We start from the raw sequence: 11524 nt of genomic DNA, 5'->3' as shown, positions 1-11524 counted from the left end.
ATTCGGTGCGACCAAGACACTCTCAAGCAAGTCGACGGGTCAACCATTTCCTTCAACCAGAGCAGGCATCCGCCATGAAACGGACCACCCAACTACTGCTGAAATCGCTGGCGTTCGGCATCGCTGCAAGCTTGGCACCCCTCGCGATCGCGCTCGATGACACCGGCAAGGCGACCTACCTCCAGAACTGCGCAGCCTGCCACCAGCCTGACGGCAAGGGGCTGACCGGCGCTTTCCCGCCACTCGCCGGCGCCGACTGGTTGAAGGGCAAGACGCCAGCCGAAATTGCCGCCACCGTGCTGACCGGCCTGACCGGCGAAGTCGTGGTCAACGGCCAGACCTACAACAGTGTGATGCCCGCGCAGAGTCACTTGAGCGATGCCGAGATCGCCGCGGCGATCAGCTACGTACTGGCGAACTGGAACAACCCCGGCGGCAGCATAACTGCCGAAGAGGTGAAGGCACAGCGCGAGAAGCTGGCCGTATCCACCGATCCAGCGCAGGGAGAATTGCATCCCGGCACCAGCCAGGCCCAGGCCGCCTACGAGGGCGCACCAACCTCGATGAGCGGTGCCGAGGTCAAGCAGGTGCGCACGCCCGGCGCGCCGGACATGACCGAAGCCGAGTTCACGCGCGCGAGCGAAATCTTCTTCCAGCGTTGCGCTGGCTGCCATGGCGTGCTGCGCAAGGGCGCGACCGGCAAGCCGCTGACGCCCGACCTGACCCAGGCACGCGGTACCGACTACCTCAAGGCGCTGATCAACTACGGCTCGCCCGGCGGCATGCCGAACTTCGGCACTGGTGGTGAATTGAGCGCCAGCGAAGTCGACCTGATGGCACGATTCCTCCAGCACACGCCACCGAATCCGCCGGAATGGGGCATGAAGGAAATGCGTGACAGCTGGACGGTGTTCGTGCCGGTCGAGCAGCGCCCGAAGCGCAAGGAAAACAACTACAACCTCGACAACATCTTCTCGGTGACCCTGCGTGACTCGGGCGAGATCGCGCTGATCGATGGCGATACCAAGAAGATCATCAACATCCTCAAGACCGGCTACGCCGTGCACATCTCGCGCGTGTCGCATTCGGGCCGCTACATCTACACGATCGGCCGCGACGGCAAGATCGACCTGGTCGACCTGTGGATGAAGGTCCCCGAGCGTGTCGCCGAGATCAAGATCGGCCTCGAGGCGCGTTCGGTCGAGACATCCAAGTACAAGGGTTACGAGGACAAGTTCGCCGTCGCCGGCGCCTACTGGCCGCCGCAGTACGTGATCATGGATGGCCCGACGCTCGAGCCGATCAAGATCGTCTCGACCCGCGGCATGACCGTCGATACGCAGGAATACCACCCCGAACCGCGTGTCGCCGCCATCGTCGCCAGCCACAAGCACCCGGAGTTCATCGTCAACGTCAAGGAAACCGGGCGCATCCTGCTGGTCGACTACAGCGACATCGAGAGCATGAAGGTCACCACGCTCGACGCCGCGCGCTTCCTCCACGATGGCGGCTGGGACGTCAGCAAGCGCTACTTCCTGACCGCAGCCAACCAGAGCGACAAGATCGCCGTGGTCGACTCGCAGGAGCAGAAGATGGTCGGCCTGATCGATGTCGACAAGATCCCGCACCCGGGCCGCGGCGCGAACTTCGTGCATCCAGAGTTCGGCCCGGTGTGGGCAACCTCGGCTCTCGGCAACGAGAAGGTCACGCTGATCGCGACCGATCCGGAGAAGCACCCGCAACATGCGTGGAAGGTCGTGCAGGTGCTGAAGGGCCAGGGCGGCGGTTCGTTGTTCGTCAAGACCCATCCGAAATCACGCAACCTTTGGGTCGACACAACGCTCAACCCGGATGCCAAGATCAGTCAGTCCATCGCTGTGTTCGACATCGACAACCTCGACAAGGGTTACAAGGCGCTGCCTATCGCCGAATGGGCCAAGCTCGGCGACGGGCCCAAGCGCGTCGTGCAGCCCGAGTACAACAAAGACGGCACCGAAGTCTGGTTCTCGGTGTGGAACGGCAAGGACCAGCGCTCGGCGATCGTCGTGGTCGATGACAAGACCCTCAAGCTCAAGGCCGTTTTGAAGGACCCGCGCCTGATCACGCCGACCGGCAAGTTCAACGTCTACAACACGGTCAACGACGTGTATTGATCCATCGGCGGGATCGATTCGCCGCAAACCCAGCCGGCCGGGACGCAAGACGTCCCGGCCGGCTTCTTGCGTCCGGGTCGACGAAAGGCATCGCCCCTGAAGGGCTCCTACAAGGGCGCGTGTCGTCCATGGGAGCCCGTTCACGGGTGACCGGGGGCATGCTGGACTCGCGACTCAACGCAGCGACGCGTTGATCCTGTCGAGCACACTCGTGCCGGGACACAGCTCACGCGCACCAAGCGAGTTGAGCGGCGCGGCGATGGTGCCAAGGTGGGTGTGCAGGTCGGCGGCCTGCGGGTCGACGTAGAGCAGGCCGGTAACGACTTCGCCGCGCGCCTGGTGCTGTTGCACGTAGTTGGCCGCGGCGATGCGATCGCACGGGTTGTGGTCGGCTGCGAGCTTGCGCAGACGCAGGATCGAACCATCGTGCTGGGCGACTTCGACCATTTCTCCCTCGGCGTAGTCGACTTGGATCTCCTCGCGCACCGGGATCACGTCGAGACGATTGACCGAATCATTGTGCTCACGCACGTACTCGTAGCTCTTGGTGCTGCCGGCGTGGTTGTTGAACGCCACGCACGGGCTGATGACGTCGATGAAGGCAGGGCCGCGATGGCCGATCGCACCCTTGATCAGCGGCACGAGCTGGCGCTTGTCGCCGGAGAAACCACGCGCGACATAGCTCGCCCCGAGTTGCAGGGCCAGGCCGACGAGGTCGATCGGACTGTCTGCGTTGACCACGCCGCGCTTCGATACCGAGCCCTGATCGGCGGTGGCCGAGAACTGACCCTTGGTGAGTCCGTAAACGCCATTGTTCTCGACGATATAGACCATGTCGACACCACGGCGCATGGCGTGCACGAACTGGCCCATGCCGATCGAGGCGGAATCACCATCGCCAGACACGCCGAGATAGAGCAGGCTGCGGTTGGCGAGATTGGCACCGGTCAGCACCGAGGGCATGCGCCCATGCACTGTGTTGAAGCCGTGCGACTGGCCGAGGAAGTAGTCCGGCGTCTTCGACGAACAGCCGATGCCGGACAGCTTGGCCACGCGATGCGGCTCGATCGCGAGTTCCCAGCAGGCCTGCACGATCGCCGCCGAGATCGAATCGTGGCCGCAACCGGCACACAGCGTCGAGATCTTGCCCTCGTAGTCGCGCCGGGTCAGGCACAGCGCGTTGCGCGGCAGGGTTGGATGATGCAGCTTCGGCTTGGCGATCCAGGTCATGCCACCCTCTCCTCGTCGATCGGCTGCATGTTCGCGCCGCGCATGCGCCGGGAGATTTCGCCGGCAATGAAGCGCGCAGTGATCGGCGTGCCGTCATAGTGCAACACGGCGATCACGCGCGCAGGATCGAGGTCGAATTCGTTGATCAGCAGGGTGCGCAACTGGGCGTCGCGATTCTGCTCGATGACGAAAACCTGCTCGTGCGCCAGCACGAACTGGCGCACCGATTCCGGGAACGGAAACGCGCGCAGGCGCAGCGTGTCGAGATGCAGGTCCTGTGCCTCGAGCACGGCGATCGCCTCGTCCATGGCCGGGCTGGTCGAGCCGTAGTACAGCGCCGCGAACGGCGTATGGCGGCCGGCCTGGCGCTGCATCGGTTGAGGCACCAACGCCTTGGCCGTGTCGAATTTCCGCAGCAGGCGTTCCATGTTGTAGACGTAATCGGGGCCACGCTCCGAATAGCGCGCGTACGGATCGCGCGAGGTGCCACGGGTGAAGAATGCGCCGCGCGTCGGGTGCGTGCCTGGATATGTGCGGTACGGGATGCCGTCTCCGTCGACGTCCTTGTAGCGGCCGAAGTCGCGCCCGGCTTCGAGGTCGGCAGCCCCCATGACCTTGCCGCGGTCGTACTCGCGCGCGTCGTCCCACACGAACGGTTCGCACAGGCGCTGGTTCATGCCGATGTCGAGGTCGGTCAGCACGAACACTGGCGTCTGCAGGCGGTCTGCGAGGTCGAGCGCCTGCGCGGAGAACTCGAAGCACTCGCGCGGGTCTTGCGGAAACAGCAGCACGTGCTTGGTGTCACCGTGCGAAGCGTAGGCGCAGGCGAGCACATCGGACTGCTGGGTGCGCGTCGGCATGCCGGTCGACGGCCCGCCACGCTGTACATCGATGATGGTCAGCGGAATCTCGGCGAAATAGGCCAGGCCGATGAACTCGCTCATCAGCGAGATGCCAGGCCCCGAAGTGGCGGTGAACGCACGTGCGCCGTTCCAACCGGCGCCAGTGAGGATGCCGATCGAGGCGATCTCGTCCTCGGCCTGGATGATCGCGTATCGGTTGCCGCCGCCGTCGGGATCGACCCGATACTTTTGGCAGTACTTCTGGAATGCCTCGGCCAGCGATGACGACGGCGTGATTGGATACCAGGCACAGACCGTGGCGCCGCCGTAGACGCAGCCGAGCGCGGCGGCACTGTTGCCATCGACGAAGATGCGCTCGCCGACGTTGTCGGCCGCACGCACCTGCAGGCCGATCGGTTCGAGGTGCGCGCCAGCGTGGTCGCGGCCGAGATGCAGCGCGCGCACGTTCGCCTCGAGCAGCTTCTCCTTGCCCCGATACTGCTCGCCGATCAGTTTCTCGATGACGCCGACATCCATGCCAAGCAGCAGCGACAGCGCGCCAACATACATGATGTTCTTGAACAGCTGGCGCTGGCGTGGATCGTCGTAGGTGGCATTGCAGATCGCCGTCAGCGGCACGCCGATGACGTGGATATCCTCACGGAAGCGCGAACTCGGCAGCGGCTTGCTGCTGTCGTAAAAGAGATAGCCGCCGTTCTCGATCTCCTTGACGTCCGCATCCCAGGTCTGCGGATTCATCGCGACCATGAGATCGACACCACCGCGCCGACCCAGCCAGCCGCGCTCATTGACGCGCACCTCGTACCAGGTCGGCAGGCCCTGGATGTTCGACGGAAAGATGTTGCGCGGACTGACTGGAACACCCATGCGCAGGATCGACTTGGCGAACATCTCGTTGGCCGAGGCCGAACCCGAGCCGTTGACATTGGCGAACTTGACGACGAAATCGTTGGTTGCGGTGATTGCCTGCACGCCCCGCCCTGTGTTGCCGTTCATGCCGCCTCCTGCTTGCCGCCGCGACAGGCCGGGCCGGCGTGGGCCATGCGGATCAGCGTCTTGCGCATGTCCCAGGCGCCGGTCGGGCAGCGCTCGGCACACAGGCCGCAATGCAGGCAGACATCCTCGTCCTTGACCATCACGCGCGTCGTTCCGAGCGGCGGCGACACGTACAGCGATTGCTCGAGGTTCAACGCCGGCGCAGTCAGACGCTGGCGCAGTTCGGCTTCATCACCATTGACGGTGAAGGTGATGCAGTCCATCGGGCAGATATCGACGCAGGCATCGCATTCGATGCAGGCATTGGCGGTAAACACCGTCTGCACGTCGCAGTTCAGGCAGCGCTGGGTTTCCTTCCACGCGGTCTCGGCATCAAAGCCAAGTTCGACTTCCAGGCGGATGTCGCGCAGGGCCTCCGCCGTGGGCAGCAGCGGCACCTTGTAGCGTTCGTCGGGCGAAACGTCGTTGTCGTAGCTCCATTCGTGGATGCCCATCTTCTGCGAGAGCATGCGCAGGTGAGGCAGCGGACGCTCGCGCGGATCCTCGCCGGACAGCATGCGATCGATCGATACCGCAGCCTCGTGGCCGTGCGCCACCGCCCAGATGATGTTCTTCGGACCGAATGCCGCGTCACCGCCAAACAGCACATGCGGCAAGGTCGACTGGTATGTGGCCGCATCGACCACCGGCATACCCCATTCGTCGAACTCGATGCCGAGATCGCGTTCGATCCACGGGAACGCATTTTCCTGGCCGACAGCAACCAGGACCTCGTCGCAGGCGAAGAATCGGTCTGCCTCGCCGGTTGGCACGAGGCGACGGCGGCCACGCTCGTCGACCTCGGAGCGTACCGGCTGAAACGTCATGCCGGTCAGACGCCCGCCATCGTGCACATAGGCGGTCGGCACCAGGCAGTTGAGGATCGGGATGCCTTCGTGCATCGCGTCCTCCTTCTCCCATGGCGAAGCCTTCATCTCATCGAAGCCCGAGCGCACGATGACCTTGACGTCCTCGCCGCCCAGGCGGCGCGCCGAGCGACAGCAATCCATGGCGGTATTGCCGCCACCGAGCACGATCACGCGCTTGCCCACACGCTCGACGTGGCCGAAGTACACCGATGCGAGCCAGTCGATGCCAATGTGGATGTGCGCTGCAGCCTCGGCCGCGCCAGGCAACTCGAGCGCGCGCCCACGCGGCGCACCGCAACCGACGAACACGGCGTCATAGCGTTCGGCCAGCAGCGCACGCATCGATTCGATGCGCTGGCCGCCGCGCAATTCCACGCCGAGATCGAGGATGTAGCCGACTTCCTCGTCGATGACCGCCTCGGGCAGGCGGAAGCGCGGCACCTGGGTGCGCATGAAGCCGCCGCCCTTGGCCTCGGCCTCGAACACCGTCACCGAATACCCGAGCGGCGCAAGGTCGCGCGCCACGGTCAACGAAGCCGGGCCGGCACCGACGCAGGCCACACGCAGGCCGTTGCGCGTGGCCGCCGCCTTCGGCAGACGTGCGGCGATGTCGCCCTTGTGGTCGGCCGCAACGCGCTTCAGCCGGCAGATCGCCACCGGCTCGGGTTTTTCGCCGTTGTTCTCCTCGACACGCCCGCGCCGGCAGGCCGGCTCGCAGGGACGATCGCAGGTGCGCCCGAGGATCCCCGGAAAGACGTTCGATTCCCAATTGACGAGATAGGCGTCGGCGTGCCGGCCCGCGGCAATCAGGCGGATGTATTCAGGGACCGGAGTGTGGGCCGGGCAGGCCCACTGGCAATCGACAACCTTGTGGAAATAGCTGGCTACACGGACGTCGGTGGGCTCCACCTCACTCCCTCGCTGCGAGACCTGTCGGCGGCGCCGACGCTCCGGTCGGCGGCGAGTCTAGGCATTCCGCCGCGGAAAAAAAGACACGGTGCACCATGGCGGAACAGGGAGCCTGTCGGGAACCGCGGCAGGAAGCGACCGTAGGAAGCGACTGCAGGAAGCGGCTGTAGGAAGCGGCTTCAGCCGCGATGCCCCTTCCGTACAACGCCGCAAAGATATCGAGCATCACGCCCGAAGGCGTTTCCTACAGGCATTCAGGGATGTTCCGATCACTCTGATTCCCAATGACGGGGCGCCATCCGCATGGCCCGCGGCGAGGCGTGCGCGGCTCGCCCAGGCAACCGGCCTGCACTTCGCAATGCCCCCCGCTGCGAACCCTGCGGATGTCATGACGCCATTGCGGGATTGATCAGAACATTCTTTATGGGTAGGCCGCGCTCAACCACTGCGCACCGCTTCCAGCCGCGCATCGATCAATGCACGCGGGAAACCGAAGGCATCGGTCAGCGTTTCCAGAGCAGTGCGCTCGCGCGCGAAGATGCGATCGTCGGCGGCGACCACGCGCAGCAAGGTATCGTAGAGACGGCCCAGTTCGGGACTTCCCTTCGGGTGCACGGCGAGAAACCGGCCGACCTCGGCATTGATGTCGATCTCGCGCCTCTGGCCGCGCAGGAAGGCCGCATGGGCGATCGCCTTGCCGCGTTCCGGCAGGCCGAGATCGTCCATCAGGCGGTTGGCGAAATCGGTCTCATGGCTGGTGACGACGCCGTCGGCCTTGGCCAGCCAGCCCATCAGGCCAAACGAGACTTCGACCGGAACGCGCAGCGCCTCGTCGAAATTGCCACCCGAAAAGAAACCGCCGATTGCGCCACGCAGATCGCGCAGCACGCCACCCAAGCCTTCGCTGCCCATGGTCGTCCCCTGCTCCACTGCCCAGACGCGCATGGTGCGACGAACGCGCGCGCGGTGGAAGAGGTTCCGATCAGTCCTTGGATCAGTCTGGCAGCACCGCGTTGTGGTAGACCTCCTGCACGTCGTCCAGCCCGTCCAGCCAGTCGAGCAGGTCGCGCAGGGTCTCTTCGGCCTCGCCGCTGACGGCGACGCGGTTCGCCGGGCGCATCACGACACCGGCATCCAGCACCTCGAAACCGGCGTCGGCGACGGCCTTCTTGACCGCCTCGAAGGCATCCGGCGCGCACACCACGGTGGTGCGCCCGCCCTCGCCGGCCACGTCGTCGGCACCGGCGTCGAGGGCGGCCTCGAGCACGCGGTCCTCGCTGCCGGCCGCCGAGGTATCCACGACGATCTCGCCGAGGCGGGCGAACTGGAACGCAACGGAGCCGCTGGTGCCAAGATTGCCACCGTGCTTGCCCAGCGCATGGCGCACGTCGGCGACGGTGCGTACAGGATTGTCGGTCATCGCATCGATGATCAGGGCGACGCCGGCCGGGCCATAGCCTTCGTAGCGCAACTCCTGCATGTCGTCCGCACCGTCGGCACCCGAGCCGCGACGCACGGCGCGTTCGATCGTGTCCTTCGACATGTTCGATGACAGCGCCTTGTCGATGGCAATGCGCAGGCGCGCATTGCCGGCCGGGTCGGCGCCGTTGCGTGCGGCTACGGTGATCTCGCGGATCAGCTTGGTGAAGATCTTGCCGCGCCGGGCGTCCTCGGCGTTCTTGCGGCCTTCGATGCTGGGGCCTCTGCCCATGGGGATTCCTGTCGTTGCGGATGTCGGCAGAGCGTGATTTTAGCGGGCCAATGCAGTTCAGCGCACGCGCACCGCGATCGGGCAATGGTCGGACGGATGTTCGGCCTCCGGCACGCCGTAGTCGAACTGTTCGAACGAGCCGGCGACCATCCGCCTCGCCGCACCTGGATCGAGCACGATGTGGTCGATGAAATCCGCATAGCGTTCGACGCAGCGCGAACCTTCACCACCCGCCGCATCGATGAGGGAGATGCCGTCCCCGTTGAGCTCGCGCCAGACGCGGTCACCGGCGACGGCCAGGCGCCGGTTGAAGTCGCCGAGCACGGCGAAGTCGACACCTTCGGCACGGCGCTCGGCCATCCAGCGCTCGAGCACCGGCACCTGCTCGAACAGGATCGGACAGGCCTCGCGCTCGACGCCGGCCGAGCAGCCACTCTTGAGGTGCACGGACAGCAAGCGCAGCGGGCGCGTTGCCTCGATCGTCACGTCGACACCCCAGCGCAGATCAGGGTCGCCGAGACCGAGCGCGGCAAGGTCGGCGTGACGGGTGAACTTCACGCTCCGGCGGATCGCGAAACCGACGTCCTGCTTGTTGATCCGCGGTCCCGAAGCGGCATCGCGTCGGCAGAAATAGTCGCGCCTGCTGTCCGGCCGATCCGACATGACGATCAGGTAGTCGTCGGGCGGAAACACGCGCGCGGCGGCGGCGGCCGATTCGACCTCGGCGAAGGCGATGACATCGGCGGCGAGGCGTTTCACGTGTGCACGCAACGCGGCATAGTCAGCCTCCGCGCGTGGCCGGCAGCCGCTGCCGTCACGTTCGGCCAGATGCTCGATGTTCCAGGCGGCGATCTTGAGTGTCGGCACGGCCTCGCGGGGCGGCGTTCCGGTGCAGGCGACCAGTAGGCCGGAAAGAACGAGGCCAGCGACGGTCAGGCGGATGCGCATCGGCGGATACCGGATGGTGCGGGGGGAGCGCATGGTAACCGAGCGCGCGGCATGGCGAGTCCAGCGTTCACCGTGAGCCGGAACCGCCAAGCCGCGTACAGGTGTCGTCTTTGTCCTGCCACAACGCATTGAGCCAGGCCTGGAACCGCTGGCGATGCCGAGCATCGTTCTCGTAGTCGCCGCGTGCAGGCAGTGGCAATACGCGCACGTCAACACGCACTTCACGTACGCGACCGGTGAACAGGTCGGCCACGCTCGGCTTGCCGGCTGGATAGACGATCGTCACATCGACGATCGCCTCGATCAGTTCACCCATTGCATCGAGCACGAAGGCGATGCCGCCGGCGCGCGGGAGCAGCAGATGCCGGTAAGGCGATGCCTGCTTCACATGCTTGTCCGGAGTGAAGCGCGTGCCTTCGACGAAGTTCATCACCGCAACGGGCAGTTCGCGATACTTCGCGCACGCGCGCCGCGTCGCCTCGATATCCTTGCCGCGCAGTTCGGGGCGCTTCGTCAGCACGTCTTTCGAATAGCGCTTCATGAACGGGAAATCGAGCGCCCACCAGGCCAGGCCCAGTACCGGCACCCAGATCAACTGCTGCTTGAGGAAGAAGCGCAGCAAGGGGATACGCCGGTTGAACACGGCCTGCAGGACCGGGATATCGACCCAGCTCTGGTGGTTGCACACGACCAGATACCAACCGTCTCGGTGCAGGCCGTCGAGGGAGGGGGCGTCGATGCGGGTACCGCCCAGCGAGCCCATCAACACGCTGTTGACGCCGACCCAGCTCTCGGCGATCCGGGTCAGAATGCGCGTGAGCAGGTGACGCACGGTCGCAATCGGCAGCAGCACCTTGACCACGGCCAGCGCAAGCAGGGGCGTGCCGTGCAACAGCGTGCTGGCAACGACGAGGACGCCGCCAACGACGAGGCGGACGCCGGCCTTGAAGGTTTCGATCATCGACGCGGAAACACAAATGGACGGGCGCGCACGATAGCAGGCGGAAGGTTCAGATCGGCAGCCACGGCCGGGCGTCGATGCAGCGTTCGATGCGCCCGAGCACAGCGGCATCATTGGCGAAACGATGACCAGCCAGCGCGACGATCGGCCGCACGGGCGAGGTCGTGTTCGAGGCGAACGCGACGCTGAAGGATGCCAGTTCGTCGATCCGCACCGGCCGATGGGTCGATTCGATGCCACATTCGCGCAGCCCGAGGTCAAGAAGACGACGGGTGACGCCATCAAGCGCGGGCGCCAGAGGCCAGACCACGCGTACGCCGTCCCACAGGCCGAGATTCCACGTCGAACCTTCGGCGATGGTGCCGTCGACGCGGGTGAACAGCACGTCGTCGCTGCCGGCAAGACGCGCCTCGCGACGCAGCGCGTGCAAATCGAAGGTGCCGACGTGCTTGAGGCCAGGCATGGTCCGCTCATGCACGCACGCCGTGACCTGCAGCGGCGTCCGCAGTGGTTCGCGACCGGCGCCGGTGGTGACGAGCACGTCGACCGGCACGTTCCGCTCGGAATGCTCGCGATCGAAGGCCTGCGAAAACACCGTGATGCGCAGCGAGGCCGGTTCGTCATCGAGTACGCGACGCACCCAGGTGCGTACCTGCCCGCCATCAAGCGGCGTGCCGAACAGGCGGCGCGTCGCCGCATCGAGGCGTTCGAGATGCAGGTCGAAACCCTGCGCACGGCGCTCGCGCACCTGCAAGGTCGTGAAATGCCCGTAGTTGACCTGGGCAAGCTGTGCCAGCGCCTCGACGCGCGGCGGCTCGCCGTTGATCTCGATGCGCGATGACATG

At 65.4% G+C, this 11524-nt stretch carries 9 protein-coding genes; 1 reads left to right on the top strand and 8 read right to left on the bottom strand.

Going from position 1 to position 11524, the window contains the following annotated elements:
• Positions 1 to 74 precede the first annotated feature (74 nt).
• On the top strand, positions 75 to 2153 hold the full coding sequence (locus tag KF907_RS13440) for a cytochrome D1 domain-containing protein (protein ID WP_291221097.1): 2079 nt from the start codon (positions 75 to 77) through the stop codon (positions 2151 to 2153).
• A gap of 174 nt (positions 2154 to 2327) precedes the next feature.
• Here the strand turns inward: KF907_RS13440 and KF907_RS13435 are convergent, their stop codons facing one another.
• The 8 genes from KF907_RS13435 to KF907_RS13400 all read right to left on the bottom strand — a co-directional run bounded on the left by KF907_RS13435 (position 2328) and on the right by KF907_RS13400 (position 11523).
• The gene (locus tag KF907_RS13435; protein WP_291221096.1) at positions 2328 to 3383 is read right to left on the bottom strand and encodes a 2-oxoacid:ferredoxin oxidoreductase subunit beta; all 1056 of its coding nucleotides are present in this window, start codon (positions 3381 to 3383) and stop codon (positions 2328 to 2330) included.
• The gene (locus KF907_RS13430) at positions 3380 to 5242 is read right to left on the bottom strand and encodes a 2-oxoacid:acceptor oxidoreductase subunit alpha (RefSeq protein WP_291221095.1); all 1863 of its coding nucleotides are present in this window, start codon (positions 5240 to 5242) and stop codon (positions 3380 to 3382) included. Before KF907_RS13430 ends, KF907_RS13435 begins: the two co-directional genes overlap by 4 nt.
• Positions 5239 to 7059, bottom strand: a complete 1821-nt coding sequence (locus tag KF907_RS13425) for an FAD-dependent oxidoreductase (protein ID WP_291221094.1) — start codon at positions 7057 to 7059, stop codon at positions 5239 to 5241. Before KF907_RS13425 ends, KF907_RS13430 begins: the two co-directional genes overlap by 4 nt.
• A gap of 438 nt (positions 7060 to 7497) precedes the next feature.
• Positions 7498 to 7971, bottom strand: a complete 474-nt coding sequence (locus tag KF907_RS13420; protein ID WP_291221093.1) for a TerB family tellurite resistance protein — start codon at positions 7969 to 7971, stop codon at positions 7498 to 7500.
• 82 nt (positions 7972 to 8053) lie between these two features.
• Positions 8054 to 8770, bottom strand: coding sequence for a YebC/PmpR family DNA-binding transcriptional regulator (locus KF907_RS13415; protein ID WP_291221092.1), 717 nt, complete (start codon positions 8768 to 8770; stop codon positions 8054 to 8056).
• A gap of 57 nt (positions 8771 to 8827) precedes the next feature.
• Positions 8828 to 9718 carry an endonuclease/exonuclease/phosphatase family protein gene (locus KF907_RS13410; RefSeq protein ID WP_291221091.1) on the bottom strand — a complete coding sequence of 297 codons (891 nt, stop codon included), beginning with the start codon at positions 9716 to 9718 and terminating at the stop codon, positions 8828 to 8830.
• Between the two features lie 67 nt (positions 9719 to 9785).
• A complete protein-coding gene (locus KF907_RS13405) occupies positions 9786 to 10679 on the bottom strand; it encodes an acyltransferase (RefSeq protein WP_291221090.1) in 894 nt (297 codons plus the stop codon).
• Between the two features lie 49 nt (positions 10680 to 10728).
• Positions 10729 to 11523, bottom strand: coding sequence for an aminotransferase class IV (locus KF907_RS13400; RefSeq protein ID WP_291221089.1), 795 nt, complete (start codon positions 11521 to 11523; stop codon positions 10729 to 10731).
• Position 11524: the final 1 nt, after the last annotated feature.

Source organism: Dokdonella sp., from assembly GCF_019634775.1.
Taxonomy (GTDB): Bacteria; Pseudomonadota; Gammaproteobacteria; order Xanthomonadales; family Rhodanobacteraceae; genus Dokdonella.
This window is presented reverse-complemented; position numbering and strand designations above follow the sequence as displayed.

What these genes read in the sequence shown, in the direction of transcription:
- KF907_RS13440 (WP_291221097.1), top strand. Translation starts at nt 75, where the DNA reads ATGAAACGGACCACCCAACTACTGCTGAAATCGCTGGCGTTCGGCATC.
- KF907_RS13435 (WP_291221096.1), bottom strand. Translation starts at nt 3,383, where the DNA reads ATGACCTGGATCGCCAAGCCGAAGCTGCATCATCCAACCCTGCCGCGC.
- KF907_RS13430 (WP_291221095.1), bottom strand. Translation starts at nt 5,242, where the DNA reads ATGAACGGCAACACAGGGCGGGGCGTGCAGGCAATCACCGCAACCAAC.
- KF907_RS13420 (WP_291221093.1), bottom strand. Translation starts at nt 7,971, where the DNA reads ATGGGCAGCGAAGGCTTGGGTGGCGTGCTGCGCGATCTGCGTGGCGCA.
- KF907_RS13415 (WP_291221092.1), bottom strand. Translation starts at nt 8,770, where the DNA reads ATGGGCAGAGGCCCCAGCATCGAAGGCCGCAAGAACGCCGAGGACGCC.
- KF907_RS13410 (WP_291221091.1), bottom strand. Translation starts at nt 9,718, where the DNA reads ATGCGCATCCGCCTGACCGTCGCTGGCCTCGTTCTTTCCGGCCTACTG.
- KF907_RS13405 (WP_291221090.1), bottom strand. Translation starts at nt 10,679, where the DNA reads ATGATCGAAACCTTCAAGGCCGGCGTCCGCCTCGTCGTTGGCGGCGTC.
- KF907_RS13400 (WP_291221089.1), bottom strand. Translation starts at nt 11,523, where the DNA reads ATGTCATCGCGCATCGAGATCAACGGCGAGCCGCCGCGCGTCGAGGCG.